This window comes from Cyclobacterium qasimii M12-11B, from assembly GCF_000427295.1.
GTDB lineage: Bacteria > Bacteroidota > Bacteroidia > Cytophagales > Cyclobacteriaceae > Cyclobacterium > Cyclobacterium qasimii.
Genome location: NZ_ATNM01000033.1, coordinates 41953 through 64817 on the forward strand (window position 1 = coordinate 41953; position 22865 = coordinate 64817).

A 22865-nucleotide genomic window follows, 5' to 3' on the forward strand; every position below is an offset into this window, starting at 1 on the left:
CTATTAATCCCAAACTATTTTATCAAATATACAAAGCAACAGTTCAATCCATGAATTTAACATTGCCAAATAAAATTCTTTGCTTCCTTTATTCCTATTTGATAAAACACAGCATTTTTCGTTTATTAGACAAATTATTAAAAATAAATAAACCCATATATGACTTTCCAAGGAAGAAAATTGCTTAGCTATTGTACACTTTTTGGGCTAATGGCCGTGTTTAATATTTCGACAATATTTGCGCAAAACAATAGCTTGAGCCAAGCAGAAAGGGTTGATTTAAATGAAAAAGTGAAAGCATCAATGAGAAAAGGGGTGGCCTTTTTTCAGACTATAAACACCGAAGGCGGTTATGTTTACTTTGTAACGCCCGATTTGTCTTTGAAATGGGGAGAGGTGCCCTTGGACAATCAAACTATTGAAGTTCAGCCTCCCGGAACGCCCGCAGTAGGTCAATCTTTTTTACGTGTCTATAAGGCAACGGGTGATGAACAAGCCCTTGAATTTGCCAAAGAAGCAGCCTATGCTTTGATTCGTGGTCAAAACATAAATGGTGGTTGGGACCATACCATCAACTTCAATAAATTGGACAATGATAAAGTAAGCTTCGATGACAATCAAACGCAATCTGCTGTCAGTTTCTTAATGGCCTTGGACCAGCAACTTGAAGACAGTCTTATCAATGCTGCCACCCAAAGGGCATTGAAAATGATGATGCACACGCAACTAAGCAATGGAGGTTGGCCTCATAAGTACCCTGAACAAGGAGATTACCATGATTACGCAACTTTTAACGATGGAGGAATCAATGATTGTATTCGTGTAATGATAGAGGCTTATCAATATTACCCCAATGATGAAGCCATTGAGAAAAGCCTTCGAAAAGCTGCTAGATTCATGAATATTTCCCAACTTCCTCCCCCACAACCAGGTTGGGCACAACAATACAACGAGTTTCTCCAGCCTGCCTGGGCGCGTACTTTTGAACCAGCAGCTGTTTGTCCTTTGGTAACGGTCAATAATATCAATACCCTAATTGATTTGTACATTGTATTGGATAAAAAAACGATATTAGAGCCAATTCCTGATGCTTTAAGATGGCTTCGGGAGACAAGAATGGAAAATGGTAAATGGGCACGTTTTGTAGAACTAGGAACTGGCAAGCCGCTTTACTATGATAGACCTAGGATTCGGGTAGAAAATATTGAGGACCTTCATCCTGAGCGTCGTACAGGATATGGATATCAGTCTGATTTGCAATCTCGGCTTGATAAAAGTTCCTTACGCTATGAGAAAGCACTAAAGTTAGGAAGCAAAGACCTGTGGAAATCGGAGCATCATTTTCTTTCAAAAGACCAACTCTCCCTGCGTTTAGAGGAAATCACTGGGGACATTATGGCAATACTTGAAGCTCAGGAAAAATCTGGTGCCTGGATAAGCAAAAATGATAGCTTTAAGAAGAGAATGCCGAGTGGAGAACGTTGGAATGGTCAGTATTTAACAATGGATCGAATAAGCAGCGCCGTTTTCAATGAAAATATCGCCACACTTTCTGAGTACATCTCATTGAGTAAGGAGCTCGATAAATACTGATAGGAGACCTAATGAGCAAGGAGATCACAATACATTAGTCGGTCTCCCTGGATTAAACCTACCCATCGATCCAAGTCCCTTTCCAAACTAATTTAGGTCAAAATTTATGAGCCTATACCTTCTGCTAGACTCACTCCTATTGCCCGTAAAACAACCTTTTTATACCTAAGCCCCTTTTAAAACAAGCAAAAATCCATTAGTTTAGTATTACAATCACTGTGATACTTTTCGTAGTAGTAGGAATACTCCTACTTGCTAATAAATTAAAAAATAATAAAAAACCTTTGGATCAAATGACTAAAAAAACACTGGGTATAGGGATGGTAGGTGCACGGTATGGTGCGCGAATGCATCATGCAAATTACATGAGTTTAACTCCCGGTCTGGTAGAAATTAGAGGTGTCTGCTCATTGACGCAGGAAAGTGCTGCTGCATATGCCAAAGATATTGGCGTTTCATTTGTGACGACCAATCTGGACGAATTGCTTGCCCGAGAAGACATTGATGTCATTGATATCTGTACGCCTCCAGCATCACACCATGAGATTGCCATAAAGGCAGCAGAGGCAGGCAAACACATTATAATGGAGAAACCACTTACGGGATACTTTGGAGATCCTGGTGATCCTGAGCCTATTGGGCTCCACGTAGCGCGATCAAAAATGAGAGCTGGGGCAAGTAAAAATGCAGAGGCCGTTAGAGAGGCGGTAAGAGCGAACAAGGTGCTATTTTGCTATGCTGAGAATTGGGTTTACGCTCCTCCTATTGTTAAAATGCGTAATTTGATTGCAGCTTCCAAGGGCTCAGTGCTGGAACTAAGGGCAGAAGAAAATCATTCCGGTTCCAATTCTGTTTTTCCAAAGAATGGAAATACATGGGCGGAGGAGCCTTACTAAGAATGGGAGCTCACGCTGTAGGTGCTTGTCTTTACCTAAAACAATGGGAAGGACAACAACGTAGAGGAAAAAGTATTCTACCAGTTTCCGTAATGGCAGATACAGCGGACCTTATTCATACTGATGCCTCCGAAAACGCGCGAAAGGCCAATGCTCATCAATGGATTAGCTCAGACCCTGTTGACGTAGAAGACTGGGCCAATGTTGTGATCCGTTTTGATGATGGATCCCGGGCAACCGTCATCGTAAGTGATGTAGGATTGGGAGGCCTCAACACAAGAGTAACGGCCTACATGACGGATGGGGTTATCAAAGCCAATATGACTGCCAATGACGTTATTGAAACCTATGCCGTAGATCCAAGAACGTTTGAAAGTGAAAATTTTACAGAAAAATTAGAGACCAAAGCAGGTTGGAACCGCCCAAGTTGTGACGAAGACTGGTTCCGAGGGTTTTCGCTAGAAATCGAGGATTTTATTCATTCTATCCATGAAAACCGAGAGCCACGTTCAGGTATTGATTTGGCAGTTGATGTCGTCAATGTAATTTATGCGGCCTACCAGTCTGCAGAAGAAGGTAAGGTTATTCAGTTGTCATGATTAATAATGGGTAAGGTTTTAAAAAACACCACCACATACCAAAAATGATTTGTATTGCGATTTGCCCATTATGATTATAGGCAAGTCTTAAGCACATACAATATAAAAAAGAGCGCAGCAAACCTGATCAAGATGATTCAGATTTGCTGCGCTCAAAGAGTGACAAAAGCGTCACCAAACAGTCAAACTTCAATAAAATATTGAGCTTCTTTTATTCGAAAGCTTTATGCTGTTTCTAAACTCTTCTTGGTTTTTCTATAAACATACTTCGGATATATATTTCGTTTGGCAAAACGATTTAGCTTATCGCTATTAATCATTTTTTGATAGACTTGTTTGGTCACACCAAAGTATTCGTAAGTAGATCCATCAACAAAGATGATTTCAAGTAATAAACCTTTGTGTTTATAATCTGCAATCCCAGCTACGTTAATCGTTTCTGTATAGCTTTCTAAGTTAGCCGCTATCGTTTCAGGCGCTATGCTCACTAAAAAATGATATCCATCTATAACCTTTCGGCTTTGTATTTCAGCTTCAGCTTTTAAGTCATCTCCTTCTTGAAATTTATCAGGATGCCATTCCTTAACTAAATCACGGTATTTCTTTTTCAAGGTCGTCAATTCGATTTCCTTTTCAACTCCAAAGAGTTTTTTGTATTCATTTATGCGCTTCATCGGACTTTTTATTTTCGGCCACAAAAGTACGGCTTAATTTTCCTTTAATTGCTATCTGATCAGAACTTTATTAAAAACCGTCCACCAACCACGACCATTTTTTAAGCAATGGAATCAGTACTTGTGAATGCTCCGAAAACCCCATGGAATGATTTACATGCATCTCTAAAATCCGAAAGCCCTCTTTAAACCTTATTAAAAGGACTTTTATGAGCGTATCATGACTAAAACAATCAAGGAAATAAAAAAATAACTACCTCAACCAAGGGATTTTTGAATAAACCGCGTCTATTTAATCAGATTGGCGCTCTTCTTAAATTGAGTCATATGTTGAATTTGAATTAATTATAAAATATGAGAAAGCTTTGGATTAATACCGCCCTTATTGGATTAACACTCCTGGGTTCTTGTACTGAGGATATGTCGGAAGAAAACGATTTTGAAATGGAGGAAACTCCTGATGAGGAAACTTATTTCTTGATTGCCGATCAACAGAACAATGAGGCCCATCTAATTAACTATGCAGGAGACGAACTTTTTCAATTGGGACTTTAACAGTAGTCTGGGCAATGACATAAACTTGCTCTCAGATGGAAGTATGTTGGTTTGCCTTAAAGACAACAATGCAGCCATCACCTATGGAGGTTATGGAGGTATCTTTCGAAAAATCAATGCCGATCAATCTATCGATTGGGAAGTCAGCTATTCTTCTTCAGATTACACTGCCCATCACGATGTTGAATACTTATCCAATGGAAATATAATCTTTCCCGCCTGGGAAGAATTGAGTCAGACAGAAGCGGCCGAACAAGGCTTTGGAGGGAGTTACAGTCTTAACCCTGAATCCATTATTGAGATGAATCCTCTTACACAGGAAATTGTATGGGAATGGCATGCCATGGATCATATTGTACAGGACATAGACGATTCAAAACCTAACTACGGAACAGTAGCAGAAAATCCAAATAAAATTGATGTAAATTATAACTATCAAACAAGGAGTAATGGGGACATTATGCACATCAACGGGCTGACCTTGGATGAAGAAAATGACCTGCTCTATTTAACCGTAAATAATTACAGCGAAATTTGGGTATTGGACCACAGTACCTCTAAAGCTGAAGCCAGCACCAATTCCGGAGGAAATTATGGCCTTGGTGGTGATCTTATTTATCGTTTTGGCAACCCTGAAACCTATGACAATATAGGTGAAGCTACGTTGAGTAATGTTCATTACCCTAACCTTTTGGAAACTGGCAACATGTTGGCTTATGCCAACGATGTATATGGAAACCAATCTGAAGTAGTTGAATATGAATTAAATCCCCCATATAATTTGGTAGCCGGCCAAAACAATGAACCAAATGTTGTGTGGAGCTTTACTGACAATGACCTGTACTCTTCTGGTCTTTCAAGTGCTGTGAGAATGAAGAATGGCAATACGCTGATCGCTGAGGGTAGGGATGGCACATTATGGGAAGTATCTGATGATGGAGAAGTAGACTGGTTATACAAAACAAACTATGCTACAATATGGCGTACCTACGTATTTTACTCAGATGACCCAGCCATTACCGCTTTAGACTTTTAATCCCATTCAATGATGGGCAGATCTTTCCCTATTTTTGATTCACAACTAATCAGCATCAATGATTTGAATTCACCATTGATGCTGGTTAAGTTGTGAAATTTGGTGTATATTTTTTTTAAGCCCTTCAATCACAGGGCTATAATTACATTCCAATATTGACTTTCAATTTTGGAATAGTAATCAAGTCAATAACGCTATTCGGGAAACCATTATGGTTTGATCATTTCAAATTGATCCAATCCACCGGTATCAGCTCCTGTCTCAAATTCTCCCCTGATCCAAATAGAGGTAACCTCCGCCAGGATTTCTTCCATTTCCTCCTTGGTTAATGCTTCACCAGCTGTATCAACCCATCCTCCAACTACGTCTATTGGAACAGTGAAAGAAGTCCAGGATTTACTTGGATAAACGTCATGGTAATAAACCATTTCCTTCCCATTTCCTCTGATGATTACATCCTTGGAGTTAAACTGATTACGCATATTGCTATCTTGAATAAGCCAAAAAGTAAGTGCCCCTCCATAAAAGCCAACTTTATCCCCAAGGTATTTATTTGGAGCATTGAAGTACCACACTCCTCCAGTTACTTTATCTTCGGCATATATATAACCGGAATCATCCAGACCAGCAAAGGGCGAATAAGCTGCATCAATATTGGATCCTCCTGAGGCATCGCCAACGATTGTCCACCCATCCGCATCATCCCCAAAACCAGAAGCAACCTCGACTTCCACAGTAATAAAATCTTCTATCGTTTCACTGGCGTCTGTATCTTCATTAGAAACAGTGAGACTTACGGCATAAGAACCTTCTTCTGCATAAGTTACCGTGGGATGCTGTTCGGAGGAACTTGATGGATCGCCTCCTTCAAAAACCCAGCTCCAAGTATTAGGGTTACCTTCCGATAAATCCTCAAATACGATACTTCCCCCAACTTTTATCAGCATCGTATCAGCATCAAAAATCGGAACCACCTGAACCAATTCTTCTACCGTAACTGTACCTGTTGCATTATCACTATTGTCTGGGCCCGTTACGGTCAAGGTTACCTGATACTGCCCTGGGCTTTCAAATGTGACTGTTGGAGATTTTTCTGTTGAACTGGAAGGGACACCTCCTTCAAAACTCCAGTTCCTTGAGGTTGGATTATTGGTGGACTGGTCCGTAAAGGTTACCTGTTCCTTTTCTTTTATTGTACTTACTTCTGGACTGAATATTGCTTTTACCAATATCGGCTCTGGCGTTTCTTCCTTGCAACCAAAAAAGGCTAGGAAAATAATTATTACTCCAAATTTAGTTTTCAATTTCATGGACCTTTGTGTTTTATGCAAAATATTGTTCTTAAACTAAATTTGAATTTAACAAATATCAGCTGATTACATGGGTTTTAGCAGTTATTTATTCACAATTGACAATTTATCCCTAACTAAATTTTGAATGCTAAATCGGGCATAACTTTCATTTTTAGTTTAAGCAAATAGAATAGTAGTGACAATGATTAAAGCCTTGGCTAATTTACTCAAAATCCAATACACAAATTCAAACTTATTTTACCAATTCCAGTTATTGAAATATGTCCTTACTGCAATTCACTGAAAAAGGTATTTATTGCGAAAGAGCAAATGTCTATATCGACCCATGGAAGCCGGTAAATTATGCCATTATAACCCATGCCCATGCAGACCACTCTCGCTGGGGCAATAAATTTTACCTCTGCCATCACTTGTCTAAACCCATAATTCAACACCGTCTGGGTGGGGACATTCATATAGAGTCAATGGAATATCTGGAGAAAAAATCCATAAATGGCGTGGAATTTAGCTTCTTCCCTGCCGGGCATATTATCGGTTCTGCTCAGGTGCGTGTAGCTTATAAAGGAGAGGTTTGGGTGGCTTCAGGTGATTATAAACTGGAAGATGATGGATTCTCAACTCCTTTTGAACCCATAAAATGCAACACTTTTATTACAGAATGCACCTTTGGTTTACCAGTATTTAAATGGCAAGACCAGAAAGAGGTATTTGAGGACATTAACAATTGGTGGAGAAAAAATAAAGAAGAGGACAAAGTCACCATTCTAACTGGCTATTCTTTAGGGAAAGCCCAGCGTTTAATCCAAGGTGTTGACCCTTCCATCGGCAAGATTTTCACACATGGTGCCATAGAAAAAACAAATGAGATTATCCGAAACATGGGGGTAGGATTGAATGAAACAACCTATGTAACTCCTGAAATAAATAAAAAGGACTTTAAAGGTGCTTTGGTAATCGCACCTCCTTCTGCCTTAGGAACGTCCTGGCAAAAAAAGTTTCAACCCTTTGAGGTAGGCATTGCTTCCGGCTGGATGAAAATGAGAGGACCCAGAAGAAGGCGGTCGGTAGACAGGGGATTTGTTTTGTCTGACCATGCCGATTGGGATGGATTGAATACAGCCATTAAAGCCACAGAATGCGAAAAAGTAATTGTAACCCATGGCTATACCAATATTTTCAGTAAATGGTTAAATGACCAGGGTATAGAAACGCAAATTGAGGCAACTGAATTTGAGGGAGAACAATTGGAGGCCACTGAAAAAACAGATGCAGAATGAAAAACTTTGTCCATCTTTTTACACAGCTTGACCAAACCACCAAAACCTTGAAAAAGGTAGCCGCTTTGGTCGATTACTTTAATGATACAAGTGAGGAGGATAAATTGTGGACGATTGCCATACTAAGCCATCGAAAACCCAAAAGAACGGTGAGAACAGCTCTGCTAAGGGAATGGTCAGCTGCTGCAGCCAATGTCCCCTTGTGGTTATTTGAGGAGTCCTATCACATCGTAGGTGACTTGGCTGAAACCATGGCTTTAATGCACCCCAACCTGGAAAGCAAACACGATAAGAGCCTAAGTGAATGGATTGACTTTATCATTGAATTAAAAGACCTTGAGGAGCAAGTCTCTCCCTCATCAAGTGATGCTCTTCAGACCAAGAAGGAACGAGTGCTTTGGGCCTGGAATCAGTTGGATGAAACCGAACGCTTTGTTTTTAACAAGCTAATGACCGGGGGCTGGCGTGTTGGTGTTTCTCAAAAGTTAATGACCCGTGCTTTGGCAAAACACAGTGGCATAGAGGAAAACACCCTCTCCCATCGTTTGATGGGTAATTGGAGAGCTGAGACCACTAGCTACCATCAATTAATTGTAGCATCCGATCCGGCAGATAAAATCTCACAGCCCTACCCTTTTTATCTCGCCTATGCCATAGAGGTGGATCCTCAGGAATTGGGTAATACTGATACCTGGATGGCAGAAAGAAAATGGGATGGCATAAGAGGACAGCTTATAGTGCGGGAGAATCAATTGTTTGTATGGTCGAGGGGGGAAGAATTGGTAACCGATAAATTCCCTGAATTTGAAATGCTTACTAAAGCACTTCCTAACGGAACAGTAATTGACGGAGAAATCATTGCCTACGAAAACGGCCAACCATTAGGGTTTAATGTTTTACAAAGTCGAATAGGGCGGAAAAATGTGAGTAAGGCCATTCTGAAAAAGGCTCCTGTTTTAATGATTGCCTACGATCTATTGGAAATCAATGGAATAGATATCCGGGAAAAACCAATGCACTATAGAAGAAGTGAATTGGAAAAATTGGTGAAAGAGAGTGCTTCTGAAAAATTACTTATTTCTGAATTGGTTGAATTTCGCAATTGGGAAGATTTGGTAAAAGAAAGAGCCAATTCCCGACAGCACCATGCTGAAGGTTTAATGCTAAAACACAAGAATGGAACCTACAAAGTAGGCCGTAAAAAAGGAGATTGGTGGAAATGGAAAGTCGATCCACTTACCATTGATGCTGTCCTAATATATGCCATGAGAGGACATGGTAGAATGGCCAACCTGTATACCGATTATACTTTTGCAGTATGGAAAGGTGATGAGCTGGTTCCCTTTACCAAAGCTTATTCGGGGCTAACAGATAAGGAAATCAACCAAGTGGATGCTTTTGTAAAACGAAATACGGTAGACCGTTTTGGGCCAGTAAGAAGTGTAAAAGCTGAATTGGTTTTTGAAATTGCTTTTGAGGGAATTGCCAGATCTTCCCGCCATAAGTCAGGAGTAGCTTTACGATTTCCCAGGATGTTCAGGTGGCGGAAAGACAAACCTGCCAATGAAGCCAATACATTGGATGATCTGGAAAAGCTATTGAATTTGTACGGGTAAGGAAATAGTTTGCTTTACATATAATTTGCTGAATTGATAGGTTATTCGAAATCATAATATTCTTACTGTCGAGTATTCACCTTGAATCAGCTACTTCGAAGCTAATTTCATATTTACTCTTGAGTTGAACCGAATTGTATACGCTAAACCACGATCCAGTACCAGATGATCCCATTATTTATGGCCATCAAAAGTCCTAATGGTACTGTGATAGCACAATGCATTAAAAGGATATTAGTTGTTGAAACGAAAGTCTAGAAACTGCAGGTATTGTTTCCAGTCAAACTGGGTCAGGTCATGATCTCCACTTCGAATATGATAGCGAATTTCATTCCCAATTGAAGTATCTGGTAAAGGCATTTCATTTGTCCCCAAACCTTTAAGACCATAAAGCTCGTAAACAGGCCCTGCATGAACGGTGCTTAGGAACTCCCCTTTTGGATCAGCCAAAAGATCGTCTGTAGCGCTGGCAACATATAGAGGACGAGGTGCAATCATGGAAAGCAACATGTGTTGGTCAAAAGGTAGTTCGTCCGCCTTGTCGATATAATTCCTAAACTGCTCACAATATCTCCAGGAGGCATGGCCAATGCTATAAGCAATGTTTTCACCAAAATTACGCCTGGCTAGCGCAGCTCCACCTTCACCACTATCGTTGGCAATCACCACGGCGAATCGCTGATCTTGCGCACCAGCCCAAAGAACGGCTTTTCCATGACGGGAATGACCGATTAATGCTACCCTGTCTGAATCCACAGCAGCAACCGTTTGCAGGTAATCAAGTGAACGACTCATTCCCCAAGCCCATGCACCCAAAGCTCCCCATTCATTGGGTTTCAATTGTGATTTACCTGACGTTCGCATGACATATCCTCGGATACCATCTTTCCAACCATCAATATGATCAGGCTCCACATCTCCATAATAAAAAGTGGCAAGCCCGTAACCACGTTTCATCAACTCCTTCAAATTGGGGAATCGATAGGCATTGATTCCTCGTGTGGCTTCGGTGACACGATTGTCAACAACCCCTTTTTCTGCAATAGGCCGCATCCACTTGGTAGAATGTGGAATAGAAGGATCCTTCTCCAAACTGCTGTTGCCATACCAATTCATTTTCATCACGACCGGCACGGGCTCCTTAGCAGCATTGGGAAGGTAAAGCATCAATTGGATAGTTGGCGCAGAAGGGTCTTCAAAAAACCTAAGATTTATAATTGTACGGGTAGCCAAACCATCTAAGGCATCCTTGCGAACAGAAACTATTTCAGCATTTTGCTTGAAATTGAATTCTGGAGTATGCCCATACATGAGTTCCGAAAAATCCTGCATAATCTCATTGCGCCTGCTTCCTTCCCAGGATTTTGAACTTGTTATTTTTTGTCCCGTTTTATCTAGTAATGGGTCTGGAAGGGAATAATCGCCCACATTCGCCTCTTCCCAATTCCTGCCATAACTAGTGGGCCAAATCTTACCTGCAACCTCGTAACCTTTAAGGGAGTCAACTGGTAGGCTTTGAGCAAAACTGTAAAAAGGCAAAACAATTATTAGAGAAAGCAATAAAATCCGAATAGTCATAGAGGGCAAGTTATACGTAAGAATACAAGGCTAAAATAATAAAATGAAAAGGAGCTGACTAATTTTTTGTTTATTTAAATCGCCAAACAGACTATTTAACCAAAATAGCAAAATGGTTTAATAGGAAAGGTTTTGAAAGGGTAAAGTAATTTTCTCCTTATAAAGCTGACTTTTAACAATTTGTCAGGAAAGGCAATAGACATTTGTAATATTCGGCCGTTTCTTAAGTCAACAAGGGTATTTAACTACCCTCATCCAGGAATCCTACAAAATCAAGTAAAGTGCAGGAAATCCCCATATGGTGAATTCTGTCTCAAAGATAAATTACTGGTAAAAAAGTTTTTTGTTTCAAAACGCGTGGTTAGTTTTGCGCTCTTTAAAAAAAAGCAGCTTAAAGAAGCAATGTTTTGAGGAAAGAAGTTGCTTCAAAAGTAATCAATTAACATAAATCAATCATGGCTTGTAAGGCTATTTTTGATGTTTAAAATTTAATTAAAAGGATGGACGTTTAAAGGATAAGCGCTTGTTTTATCTTAAATTAAGGGTGTTTTATTAAAAAATGCACCTCTCAATGATAATTAAGTTCTAAAATCTACTTAACCCTATTCCAGTAAAAAATAGAACCTATGAAAAGAGTCGTAATAACAGGATTGGGAGCTTTGACTCCAATTGGAAATTCAGTAGACGAATTTTGGCAAAGTGCCATCAATGGTAAAAGTGGAGTATCAAAAATCACCAAATTTGACCCTACTCTATTCAAAACAACCTTTGCCAGTGAATTGAAGGAATTCAGTCCTGAGAAATACCTTAATCGAAACGAAATAAAAAGAGGTGATCGGTTTACTCAGTACGCACTTATTTCGGCTGCTGAGGCCATTGAGGACAGTGGGTTTGATATGCAAAAGCTCTCTCCCTTTGACGTAGGGGTAATTTGGGGCTCAGGACAGGGGGGTATGCAAACTTTTGAAGATGAGGTAATCAATTATGCTGAGAATGGTAAAAACCCTCGCTTCAACCCATTTTTTATTCCAAAGTTGCTAGTAAATATGGCTTCAGGCATGATCGCTATGAAATTTGGATTGATGGGAATCAACTATACGGCCGTTTCCGCTTGTGCCTCTTCAAACTCCGCTATTATGGATGCTTTCAATTATATCCGCTTAAACAAAGCCAAAATAATGGTTACTGGTGGGTCAGAAGCGCCGATTACCGAGTCTTCTGTAGGAGGCTTCAATGCCATGAAAGCATTGTCTACCCGAAATGATAATCCCCAACAAGCATCCCGCCCTTTCGATGTTCAAAGAGATGGTTTCGTAATGGGAGAAGGAGCTGGAGCATTGATTCTGGAGGAATATGAACATGCAAAAAAACGAGGGGCTAAAATTTATGCTGAAATAGTTGGTGCTGGAATGACTGACGATGCCTACCATATCTCCGCAACACACCCTGAAGGTATAGGTGCAATAAAAGCAATGGAATTGGCGATGGAAGAAGCCAAGCTTAATCCGGAAGAGATTAACTATCTAAATGCGCATGCTACGTCTACTCCTGTAGGAGATTTAAGCGAGATGAAAGCAGTAGACAAAACATTTAAAAGCAATTTCAAAAACCTTAAAATTAGTGCAACAAAATCAATGACTGGCCATTTAATGGGAGCTGCAGGAGCCATTGAAGCTATATTATCCATTAAGGCAATCCAAAACAACATCATTCCTCCAACCATAAACACCGAAGAAATTGATCCTGAGATTCCCAAATCAATGCCTATCGTGATAAAAGATGCGGCTGAAGGGGAAGTGAATGTTGCCATGAGCAATACCTTTGGTTTTGGTGGCCATAACGCAACAACTATATTTAAGCGCATCTAAAATTTGCTTAATTTTCACCTTGACAGCCCTATGGGCTGGTTAAGGTTTTCGGAATAATCATTTTTTTACCAGGTCAAGGCACTGATAAAAGTCCCTTGACTTGGTTTATCTTTATTTGTAATCTACTCATTCACAGAAACAGAGCAACTCCATGTGCGAATTAGTAAAAGGTCGAAAAAATCCCTGTTTACAAAACTTTCTTCATCGCAGGTAAAACCTCTTTTACCGAAAGATATCTAAAATAATTCGCCATTAAAATAGTCCTGGTTTTAAAAATGCCCCTCACTTTTTTTGAGGGCTTCACAAAGTAGGCAACCCAGGTATTTAACTCATTGGGACGATCAACTTTTTAACTTATATTCACTTTTGTAACTACAAAACACTTAATTACTAGCACCTTGTTTGCCAATACCCAGCTAAGAAAGGTCTAACCAATTTAAAAAAGATTATAAACCCAATGAAGTCTCCTATCTTATCATTTTTACTTGCAGTAACAATTCTTTCCTCGTGTCAGCCTCAAAAAAAGGAGAAAGTGGAAGAAGAAAAAAAAACAATCTATTCTGGAAACCCTGTATTTCCAGGCTGGTATGCAGATCCGGAAGGTATAGTATTCAAAGATGAATATTGGATTTATCCTACCTTTTCAGATGATTATGGAGATGCTGACAATACAACAGATTTAACTGAACAGCAGTTGGCACTTCAGAAGAATACGATCAATCCCCAATACCTGAAGCAAACTTTTCTTGATGCTTTTTCTTCAAAAGACCTGGTGAATTGGGAAAAGCATTCCCGGGTGTTGGACATTAAAGATGTTTCATGGGCAGCCTATTCCATTTGGGCTCCTTCCATCATAAAGGCCAATGATAAGTACTATTTATTTTTTGGTGCCAACGATATTCAGAGCGACGATGAGATGGGGGGAATTGGAGTAGCAGTGGCCGATAGCCCTGAAGGTCCTTTTGTAGATGCCCTGGGAAAACCCTTGATCAATTCATTTCACAATGGTGCTCAGCCCATAGACCAATTTGTTTTTAAAGACGATGATGGAAAGCATTACATGTATTATGGGGGCTGGAGACATTGTAATATCATCCAACTAAGTGATGATTTATTGAGCATAGTGCCTTTTGATGACGGCGAAACATTCAAGGAGGTAACTCCTGATGAATATGTTGAAGGACCTTTTGTATTCAAACGAAATGATAAATATTACTTTATGTGGTCAGAAGGGAATTGGGGAGGACCGGATTACAGTGTTGCGTATGCCATTGGGGATACTCCTTTTGGTCCTTTTGAACGAATAGGTAAAGTATTACAGCAGGATCCAAATATTGCCACCGGTGCTGGTCATCACTCAGTAATCAAAATTCCAGATACAGATGAGTATTATATTGTTTACCACCGTCGCCCCTTGGGCACTACAAATGGTAACCACCGTGAAACTTGTATAGATGAAATGACTTTTGATGAAGAGGGTTTTATTAATCCAGTTAAAATGACTAATGAAGGGGTTCAAAAAAGACTTTTGAATAACAATTAAAATTGATAGAACCCCTTACTTGCTTCATGAAGGATACCCCCTTCCCCCTACATACCTTATTAACTATTTTTAGGTCCTAAACCCATGATACTTAAATTATAACCTTAATAGGTTATAATTTAAGTATCCTACCCCTTAAGTTGCGGGACAAAAAGACTATTTGAACTAATTTTTTCTGCAAACATGACTTAAGTCACAAAAGCCCTTAAAAACCTATCGTATATTTACGATTAGAAAGGTGAAAAGAAATTTAGAACATAGCACTTACACAAAAGAAACCGAAGCTTTAGCGAAATTCGCAAAAGCTTTGGGGCATCCTACACGTATTGCCATACTAAAGCATCTTGAAAACCAATCCTGTTGTTGCACTGGCGATTTGGTAGAGGTATTTCCTTTGGCACAATCTACCATTTCTCAACATCTAAAAGAGTTAAAAACCGCCGGTTTAATTCAAGGGGAATTAAAACCTCCCAAGATAAAATATTGTATCAATCAAAAAAACTGGAAGATTGCTAAAGCTTTGTTTCAACAATTTTTCGACTGATATTATTTATTAATCCTATCGCCTATTGACGATAAACAAACTCAAATTATTATGACTAAAGTAATTAAAATCTTAGGAACAGGTTGTCCAAAATGTCAATCAATGACAGGAGTTGTAAAAGAGGTGATTGCAGAAAATGGAATTGATGCAAGCATTGAAAAGGTTGAGGATGTCATGGAGATCATGAAATTCAACGTCATGACCACGCCAGCATTGGTTGTCGATAATGTGATCACAATTAAAGGTCGTGTACCATCAAAAAAAGAAGTTTTGGATCTTTTAAATTAAATAAATATGGATTATCAAATCAATGCTTCATCCATTTCAAACCAAGATGCAGAGATTCAGATAAAAGAGTCAGCCATTGCTTTTGGCACGACTTCTAAAACTGCTGAAACCCTGCCTAATCCTGCCGAGTTATTATTGGGATCATTCTCTGCTTGCATGCTAAAAAATGTGGAACGTTTTTCAGCATTAATGAAATTCACTTACACAAAAGCTACTGTTGAGGTGAATGCAGTACGTCTTGAAAACCCACCTAGAATGGACAATATTGAATACAATTTGACCATTTACAGCCAGGATCAAAAATTAAATCCCGCCTTGTTAAGGAAGAACCTTGAGAAGTTTGGCACTATATACAACACACTCAAACTGTCATGTTCTATTTCCGGAACAATAAACAAAAGAGAGAATGTTTGATTGGTTACAACATTTTTCCGATTGGCTCATTTATACCATTTTTGAAATTGGAGCAGAAACACATTTGGGAATTGCACTGAATTTCTTTGTGTATGATACCCTAAAAATTCTCATCCTTTTATTTTTCATTGTTTTTATAATGGGAATTGTGAATGCTTATTTCCCAATTGAAAAGCTTAAAGATTACCTAAATAAAAAGAAGCTTTATGGTCTGGAATATTTTTTTTCTTCCATTTTCGGAGCAATTACACCCTTTTGCTCCTGCTCATCGGTACCGCTTTTTATTGGCTTTGTACAAGGAGGAATTCCTTTAGGTGTCACGTTTTCGTTTCTCATTACTTCCCCTTTAGTCAATGAAGTAGCCGTTGCCATGTTTCTTGGTATGTTTGGCATCAAAGCAACATTGATTTATGCTATTTCTGGAATTTTATTAGGAACCATCGGTGGCTGGCTATTGGGCAAATTTAACCTAGAACCTTTACTATCAGATTGGGTAAAAAGCATTTTAGCCAATAAAATGCAACAAGCAGCATACATAGAGGAAAGTCAAACTTTCAGCCAACGATTACCTGAAATTTCACGTAGTGCTTGGGACATCGTAAGAGGTGTACTGCTCTATGTAGTGATCGGTATTGCTATAGGCGCAGCCATGCATGGCTATGTTCCCGAAAACTTTTTTAACCAATATCTGGGAGGCGGTGAATGGTGGACTGTTCCTCTTGCCGTATTTGTTGCCGTACCAATGTATGCCAATGCTGCAGGAATTGTTCCTGTAATCCAGGTTTTTGTAGCCAAAGGTGTTCCACTTGGAACAGCCATTGCTTTTATGATGGCAACAGTGGGCTTATCCATTCCAGAAGCCACATTGCTCAAGAAAGTAATGTCTTTGAAACTAATCACTATCTTTTTTGGAGTGGTAACCTTATGTATTATCCTTTCGGGATATTTATTCAATGTCATTTTGTGACATTAATTGCGAGAAAAAAGAAAAAATACATGCTTTATCCAATTCTAAATAATAAGTGTTTTTCTGACCCTAAATTAAATGGTATAAAAATTTTGAAGTGCTTACCAAGGCAGACTTTTAAAACAGAAAATAGCGTTTGTGTTTGAAAGACCAATTTTTAGTATTCTAAGTGCTAATAATTGGTTATGAGCTGATTTAAACTTTCTATAAAATGTCAAATTATCAATATTTTATTCCGCAGAAAATAATATTATAATTTTTTATTTAGAAAAATCGATTAAAATGATATATTCATTGATTAGGTAATGTTTTTTTATCTTATATTTGATAAAATTTTAAAGAACAATACTTATTGGTTTTTTCACCTAAAAACTTCTAAACATGACATCAAAACTTAATTCCATCCTTCTTGTTGATGATGATAAGGCCACTAATTTTGTCAACAACTATACAATAAAAAAATCAGCTTGTTCAGATAATGTAGTCATTGCCGAAAATGGACTTGAGGCTTTGGAATATCTCCAATCTAAACAAAATGAATCCTCCACCCAACCCAATATCATTTTCTTAGATATTAACATGCCTGTAATGAATGGATGGGAATTTTTAGAGGAATACGAAAAATTGACCCATGACAAACGAAACGATATTATTTTAATAATGTTGACCACCTCCCTGAACCCTGATGATGTAGGTAGGGCAGAAAGTTTCTCTTCAATCAGTGGATATCGAAACAAGCCATTGACCGTAAAAATGATTGAGGAAATTGTGGAAGAATACTTTGTAGTAAGTAGTTGAAAATAAATTTATTGCTTATATAATTCCATATTTTACACGTAAATTATACCTCTAAATCAGATACATTTTTTAATATCCTCCAAATCATAAATTAGTTAATAATTCACCTCTTTCTACGCTAGAAAAAGGATAATGAAAGTCCTAAACTTGTTCTTGTAATTAATATGACAATTCAATTAAAAGCGAAGAAGTCAAGAACTTTTAAATTTTTTAGCTTCTTAATATTGATGATAAGTACAACAATTATTTGTTTACGGTTATTTAATATACCCCCAATTTTAGAGGTGATTTCCAGTGAATCTGGAATGGAATTTATTACTGCCATTTTATTTTTTCTATTAAGCTTGGGGCTATTGGGCTCACATGGCAAATCTAAGCCTTCTTTAATTCTGTATAGGGTTTCTATTTTTTGCGTTTTAGTAATATCAATACTTACAATTGGACAGTATTTTTTAAGTAACCTCCAGAATATTAATGCAACATTTGAACCTGACACTTTAGCTTCAAATTTTCAGAGAAAAACGCCTTTAGCAACAGCAATTTGTTTCCTGTTAATCGGGGTTTCAATTTTGGGTATACAATCAAAATCGAAAAAAGTAAAAAGTATTATCAATGGTTTAATATTCATAACATGGGTAATAAATTTTATTGCCATAATTATTTTTATTTTAAATATACCAAGTAAAAATGCAGACTTTCTGATTCCAATACCAATTCATTCATCCCTCATCTTCTTCTTTTATTCGGGGTTTTTACTCTTTAAAAATGATTCAAAGACTTTAAATGAGTTGATTTTCGGAAATTATACAGGAAGCAATTTAATTAAATCTTCAGGCCCCTTTGTTTTTGGTATGATAATGATAATGGGGCTCGTTTTGATTTATTTAATCAATAATGAACAGGTAGATGTAAATGTTGGTTTAATCATTTACTCCATCATTGCTGTAGTTTTTTCATTAACTAACATTTTTGTAGTGGCCATACAATTGAACCGGTCGGACCAGGAAAAAATCATCTATGAAAATGCATTGCATGCCTCGATAAAGGAGATAAAACAATACAAAGAAGCACTAGATAGCTGTTCCCTAGTTGATATCACAGATATGAATGGCACTATTATTTCTGTAAATGATAAATTCTGTGAAATATCAAAATATGACCGAAAAGAGCTAATCGGCAAAACACATAGAGTCATCAATTCTGGCCACCATTCAAAAGAATTCTATGCCGACCTCTGGCATGAAATTAAAACGGAAAAGTCTGGATTGGGGACATTAAAATAAAAACAAGAACGAAGAGTTTTATTGGGTTCACACGGCAATTATTCCATTTAAAAATGAATTTGGAGAAATTTATCAATTCTTAACACTTAGACAAGATATCACAAAACATACCCTATTGGCTTTGCAGTACAAGAACCTTAAACTGAAAAACAAGGAACTAGAACAATTCACCTATATAGCCTCTCATGATTTACAAGAACCGCTGAGAACGGTAAGAAGCATGATAAGTATTTTACAGGAAGATTACTCCAGTAAATTAGATGACGATGCTCAATTGTCTCTCAATTTCATGACTGAGGCAACTGATAGAATGAGCGAATTAATAAAGGGTTTATTGGACTACTCTAGAATAGGCCGTGGGAAAGAACTCATAACTGTAAACACCAATGAAATTATTCTTGAAATCACCAAAGACCTGGCTACTATAATTGAAAAAAATGACGCTATAATTACTGCTGACGACCTGCCAATAATAATGGCTTACAAGACAGAAATTAGACTTTTGTTTCAAAATTTAATAAGCAATGCTATAAAATTTCAAAAAGAAAATGGCCAGCCAAAAATCCATATTTCAGCGCTGGAGGATAACTACTATTGGAAATTCTCTGTGAAAGACAATGGCATTGGCATTCCAGAAAAAGACAATCGCAATGTTTTCGGCATTTTCAAAAGACTCCATAAACGCAGTTATTATGATGGCACGGGTATTGGCCTTGCACATTGCGAAAAAATTGTTCATTTACATGGGGGAGAAATATGGGTAGATTCGAAAGTAAATCAAGGGAGTACATTTCACTTTACTATTCTGAAAAATTCATTAAATGAACCCTATTAATCCTTCCAAAAAGTTTACTTAAGTGCTAAAATATTGGCTTTATCAATCGCTTCCCAACACTTATTATACTTTAACAATACTCCTAATTCAGACTTTTAATTATTTTAGATAATTAGTTTATCGGATCATAATTTTTTGATTGCAGGGAAATCTTTTCCTCAATAGCGGTTTTATGACTCAAGGGCTTACAATGCTCAAAGGCCTCATTTGTTTTCACGAAAAAATTCTCTTTACCAATGGCATCAATCAGGCCACTGCTATAAAAGATATCCCGAGTTGGACCAATCGCTCCTGCAACAACCAATTTAATTCCTTTTTGCTTCAATTCGGCAATGGTTTGACGTAGCATGTGCACAGCACTACTGTCAATATAATTAATGGCTTCCGCATTTAGGATGATGAATTTTACTGCTGTTCCTTTATTGTCAAGTTGATTTTGCAATTCATTTTTGAAATAATCTTTATTTCCAAAAAAGAGCTGCGCATCAAAGCGGATGATTAAAAATTCTTCAAAGGTTTCTGTATCCTCGGGAAAACGCACCACATTCTTAAAGTAGTCTGTATTACGAATTCTACCCAAGACAGCTATATGTGGTCTTGAAGTCCTATAAACAAGTAAAAGCAAAGAGATCAAAACGCCAAGTAAAATTCCTTCCTTGATACCAACAGTGAGGGTGATCAAAAAGGTGGCGATTAATAGAAAAAACTCATCTCTTCTGTTTCTGAAAAGCTCCACAGGATATTTGAAATCTATCAGTCCAAAAACAGCAACCATAATAATCGCTGCTAAAACTGCATTGGGTAGATAATAGAACAAAGGGGTTAAAAACAATAATGTAAGCCCCACCACAAGAGCACTTATCATAGGTGCTACCCCTGTTTTTGCGCCAGCCTGGTCATTGACTGCAGTTCTTGAAAAGCCACCGGTAGTTGGGTACGATTGGAAAAGAGATCCGAAAATATTAGATGTACCTAAAGCTATTAGCTCTTGATTGGAATCAACCTTATAATCGGAGTGTTTTTCCTCTATGGCCTTGGCTACGGAGATCGCTTCCATAAATGCTATTAGGGCTAAAGTCAGCGCTATAGGTAGTAGCTCAGAAATTCTTGAATAGGCAATGGTAGGCACTTGAAAGGACGGTAGTCCACTAGGCACCTCACCTACAATTTTCACACCTAAATCGTTTAGACCAAAAATATAGATACCCAAAACACCAAGAACCACCACAACCAAGGCGGCGGGAATACGGCTGTTGAACCTCTTTATCGACTTAATGAGAACAATTGCAACTATACCAATTCCAAATGTGATCCAATTGGTGTCCGAAATTGTTGAAAATGCATTGCCCAACAGGATATGTATTTGATTACTACTTTGGATGGTAGTGCCCAAAAGATGCTTTAACTGGCTTAAGGCTATGATGATGGCTGCTGCGGAAGTGAACCCACTAATTACCGGTTTTGATAAAAATTTACCAAAAACCCCATACGAAGCAGCCCCAATCCCAACTGAATTACCCCCATAAATAAAGCCAGGAAGATCGCCATGGCAATGTATTCATCCATACCAGTAAGGGCCAGTGCTCCCAGCCCGGACGCTACCAATAATGAATCCATAGCAACAGGACCTACTGCTAGCTGTCGGGATGTGCCCATAATCGCATAGATTACCTGTGGAATCAAGGAGGCGTAAAGTCCGAAAACCGGAGGTAGTCCTGCAATCATTGCATAAGCCATCCCCTGAGGAATTAGCATGATACCTACAGTTAATCCAGCTCCTACATCTCCTGAGAGGTAGGCTTTTTTATAACTCGAAAGCCATTGAAGAATGGGGAAATATTGTTTTAACATGGTTAGAATTTGATATCAAAAGTACCGTATTCAAAATCACATTACAGTAACATTGGTCACAAAGCTAATATTTTACCCAATGGCTTAATATTGATGTGATGGCGCTGAAATTTTTTATTCCTTTCTCTCAGAAAGCTGACACCTTAATACCCAATGCGTTAATCGTTTGGGCTATAGATCTAATCCCCAATATGGACACCATTTTGCTTCCTCAGAAACGGCCACAAATGCTTGCTCTCCTTATTCCAAGCCTTGATTAGAAATCCCTTGAAAAATACGCTCACTATCCATACCCCTACTATAAAACCAGCCGATTAAAATCAGGCCCAGCCTCTCACCTGTCGGAACCATCAATTATTTGACCTATATTTACGCTTCTGGACACGCACAATGGACATAGCCATAGCCAAAATCAGCGCTATGTTCACGGTTTTTGGCTTTAAGTCAAGCGGGTTTAGACGGTGAAAAAATTGCTTTTAAAGCCGTCATAAGACCTACCTTGGGCCTTAACACCTATTAAAGCTCTCCCTTTAAAGCGTACACTACTAAAGTGTTTAAATTCAGAAAAATGAACGATTCATTAAATATTTGTTTGTCCTGCGGAATCTGTTGTGATGGTACCTTAATTGGCTTTGTGCAACTTGACCCTGAAGAGGTGCCAAGAGTGAAAGAGTTTATGGATATAGAGGATGAAAAAGGCAATGGCTTTTTTCTTCAGCCTTGTAAGAAATTTTGTGATGCTTGTACTGTTTATTCCAAAAGGCCCAGACAATGTGCCAGTTTTGAATGTGGACTTTTAAAATCCGTGGACCAAAAAGAATTGGAATTTGATTCTGCTGTAGAAATGGTCAAGGTAGTAAAACAAAAAAGGTAGCCATAGAAGAAAAGTTAGCCCTAAGTAACATCGAATTACAATCCCAATCCTTCTATTTTAAAATGGTCGAATTGAATAGGGTTTTAAGGAAAAAACGGATGAAGTTACAATAACTCAAAGCCAACAAGAATTATTATTGGACATTGAGGAACTCGACAATTTAGTGATGAAAAATTTTGATGTCTCTTTCTTCTAATGTACTCAAATTTATACTTAACTCTTTGTTTGACCTGAATTGGGAAACAAAGGGTAAAATTGTAAGACTTTCTCTTTCCTCTCCATAGACAAGAGCAGTATAATTCCCTTCCGAAAACCAGCTATTGGATAAAACCACCTGGAATTATCCGGCTACCGACCTGCCATTAAAGTTTACTATCTCCTGATCCTGCGAAAAAGACAATTGCTCCCAATGGTTTTAAAAAAGGCTACAAAACAATGGTAGAATTGATAAAAACCTTAGATT

General features: G+C 38.2%; 22 protein-coding genes and 1 pseudogene. 18 read left to right on the top strand and 5 right to left on the bottom strand.

Annotation, left to right across the window (positions count from 1 at the left end; translation table 11 throughout):
• Positions 1-159: 159 nt before the first annotated feature.
• The 3 genes from ADICYQ_RS03230 (at position 160) to ADICYQ_RS25715 (ending at position 3088) form a co-directional block, all read left to right on the top strand.
• Positions 160-1593 (top strand): pectate lyase, encoded by a 1434-nt coding sequence (locus tag ADICYQ_RS03230; protein ID WP_020892198.1) that lies wholly within the window; start codon positions 160-162, stop codon positions 1591-1593.
• Between the two features lie 293 nt (positions 1594-1886).
• Complete coding sequence (locus ADICYQ_RS25710; RefSeq protein WP_152520452.1) at positions 1887-2489, top strand: Gfo/Idh/MocA family protein; 603 nt, start codon at positions 1887-1889, stop codon at positions 2487-2489.
• Positions 2468-3088, top strand: a complete 621-nt coding sequence (locus ADICYQ_RS25715) for a Gfo/Idh/MocA family oxidoreductase (RefSeq protein ID WP_020892200.1) — start codon at positions 2468-2470, stop codon at positions 3086-3088. Before ADICYQ_RS25710 ends, ADICYQ_RS25715 begins: the two co-directional genes overlap by 22 nt.
• 224 nt (positions 3089-3312) lie before the next feature.
• Here ADICYQ_RS25715 and ADICYQ_RS03240 read toward each other — a convergent pair whose 3' ends face one another.
• On the bottom strand, positions 3313-3762 hold the full coding sequence (locus ADICYQ_RS03240; protein ID WP_020892201.1) for a KTSC domain-containing protein: 450 nt from the start codon (positions 3760-3762) through the stop codon (positions 3313-3315).
• A 354-nt stretch (positions 3763-4116) separates the two neighbouring features.
• On the opposite strand from ADICYQ_RS03240, the gene ADICYQ_RS27555 reads away from it, so the two are divergent.
• Complete coding sequence (locus ADICYQ_RS27555; RefSeq protein WP_200861873.1) at positions 4117-4317, top strand: hypothetical protein; 201 nt, start codon at positions 4117-4119, stop codon at positions 4315-4317.
• Positions 4283-5353, top strand: a complete 1071-nt coding sequence (locus tag ADICYQ_RS03245; RefSeq protein WP_200861874.1) for an aryl-sulfate sulfotransferase — start codon at positions 4283-4285, stop codon at positions 5351-5353. Before ADICYQ_RS27555 ends, ADICYQ_RS03245 begins: the two co-directional genes overlap by 35 nt.
• 209 nt (positions 5354-5562) lie before the next feature.
• Here ADICYQ_RS03245 and ADICYQ_RS03250 read toward each other — a convergent pair whose 3' ends face one another.
• Positions 5563-6663 (bottom strand): PKD domain-containing protein, encoded by a 1101-nt coding sequence (locus ADICYQ_RS03250; protein ID WP_020892205.1) that lies wholly within the window; start codon positions 6661-6663, stop codon positions 5563-5565.
• Between the two features lie 263 nt (positions 6664-6926).
• Here ADICYQ_RS03250 and ADICYQ_RS03255 point away from each other — a divergent pair, with 263 nt between their 5' ends.
• Positions 6927-7943, top strand: a complete 1017-nt coding sequence (locus ADICYQ_RS03255; protein ID WP_020892206.1) for a ligase-associated DNA damage response exonuclease — start codon at positions 6927-6929, stop codon at positions 7941-7943.
• Entirely contained in the window at positions 7940-9559 is a 1620-nt protein-coding gene (locus tag ADICYQ_RS03260; protein WP_020892207.1) for an ATP-dependent DNA ligase, read from the top strand. Before ADICYQ_RS03255 ends, ADICYQ_RS03260 begins: the two co-directional genes overlap by 4 nt.
• 234 nt (positions 9560-9793) lie before the next feature.
• Here ADICYQ_RS03260 and ADICYQ_RS03265 read toward each other — a convergent pair whose 3' ends face one another.
• Positions 9794-11137: a glucuronyl esterase domain-containing protein gene (locus tag ADICYQ_RS03265; RefSeq protein ID WP_020892208.1), complete on the bottom strand. Its 1344-nt coding sequence runs from the start codon at positions 11135-11137 to the stop codon at positions 9794-9796.
• Between the two features lie 626 nt (positions 11138-11763).
• Between ADICYQ_RS03265 and fabF the strand changes: the two genes are divergently transcribed.
• From fabF to ADICYQ_RS03315, 9 genes are all read left to right on the top strand, one after another.
• Positions 11764-13005 carry a beta-ketoacyl-ACP synthase II gene (gene fabF / locus ADICYQ_RS03275; protein ID WP_020892209.1) on the top strand — a complete coding sequence of 414 codons (1242 nt, stop codon included), beginning with the start codon at positions 11764-11766 and terminating at the stop codon, positions 13003-13005.
• A gap of 532 nt (positions 13006-13537) precedes the next feature.
• Complete coding sequence (locus tag ADICYQ_RS03280; protein WP_438830472.1) at positions 13538-14548, top strand: glycoside hydrolase family 43 protein; 1011 nt, start codon at positions 13538-13540, stop codon at positions 14546-14548.
• A gap of 238 nt (positions 14549-14786) precedes the next feature.
• Positions 14787-15092 (top strand): ArsR/SmtB family transcription factor, encoded by a 306-nt coding sequence (locus ADICYQ_RS03285; protein ID WP_020892212.1) that lies wholly within the window; start codon positions 14787-14789, stop codon positions 15090-15092.
• Positions 15093-15143: 51 nt separating this feature from the next.
• Positions 15144-15380 (top strand): thioredoxin family protein, encoded by a 237-nt coding sequence (locus tag ADICYQ_RS03290; protein WP_040414304.1) that lies wholly within the window; start codon positions 15144-15146, stop codon positions 15378-15380.
• Positions 15381-15386: 6 nt separating this feature from the next.
• Positions 15387-15794 carry an OsmC family protein gene (locus ADICYQ_RS03295; RefSeq protein ID WP_020892214.1) on the top strand — a complete coding sequence of 136 codons (408 nt, stop codon included), beginning with the start codon at positions 15387-15389 and terminating at the stop codon, positions 15792-15794.
• Positions 15787-16761, top strand: coding sequence for a permease (locus ADICYQ_RS03300; RefSeq protein ID WP_020892215.1), 975 nt, complete (start codon positions 15787-15789; stop codon positions 16759-16761). The genes ADICYQ_RS03295 and ADICYQ_RS03300 overlap by 8 nt, the downstream gene beginning before the upstream one ends.
• 381 nt (positions 16762-17142) lie before the next feature.
• On the top strand, positions 17143-17559 hold the full coding sequence (locus ADICYQ_RS03305; RefSeq protein WP_020892216.1) for a response regulator: 417 nt from the start codon (positions 17143-17145) through the stop codon (positions 17557-17559).
• A 164-nt stretch (positions 17560-17723) separates the two neighbouring features.
• Complete coding sequence (locus tag ADICYQ_RS25720) at positions 17724-18842, top strand: PAS domain S-box protein (RefSeq protein ID WP_081652279.1); 1119 nt, start codon at positions 17724-17726, stop codon at positions 18840-18842.
• Positions 18843-18963: 121 nt separating this feature from the next.
• Positions 18964-19677 carry a sensor histidine kinase gene (locus tag ADICYQ_RS03315; protein WP_200861875.1) on the top strand — a complete coding sequence of 238 codons (714 nt, stop codon included), beginning with the start codon at positions 18964-18966 and terminating at the stop codon, positions 19675-19677.
• 112 nt (positions 19678-19789) lie between these two features.
• On the opposite strand, the gene ADICYQ_RS30035 is transcribed toward ADICYQ_RS03315, so the two are convergent.
• The gene (locus ADICYQ_RS30035; protein ID WP_369073248.1) at positions 19790-20413 is read right to left on the bottom strand and encodes an STAS domain-containing protein; all 624 of its coding nucleotides are present in this window, start codon (positions 20411-20413) and stop codon (positions 19790-19792) included.
• 9 nt (positions 20414-20422) lie between these two features.
• A pseudogene (locus ADICYQ_RS30040) lies at positions 20423-21528 on the bottom strand (SulP family inorganic anion transporter); the annotation flags it as partial.
• Positions 21529-21626: 98 nt separating this feature from the next.
• Between ADICYQ_RS30040 and ADICYQ_RS27320 the strand changes: the two are divergent.
• Positions 21627-21788 carry a hypothetical protein gene (locus tag ADICYQ_RS27320; RefSeq protein ID WP_161625570.1) on the top strand — a complete coding sequence of 54 codons (162 nt, stop codon included), beginning with the start codon at positions 21627-21629 and terminating at the stop codon, positions 21786-21788.
• Positions 21789-22096: 308 nt separating this feature from the next.
• Positions 22097-22402 carry a YkgJ family cysteine cluster protein gene (locus ADICYQ_RS03325; protein ID WP_040414305.1) on the top strand — a complete coding sequence of 102 codons (306 nt, stop codon included), beginning with the start codon at positions 22097-22099 and terminating at the stop codon, positions 22400-22402.
• Positions 22403-22865: the final 463 nt, after the last annotated feature.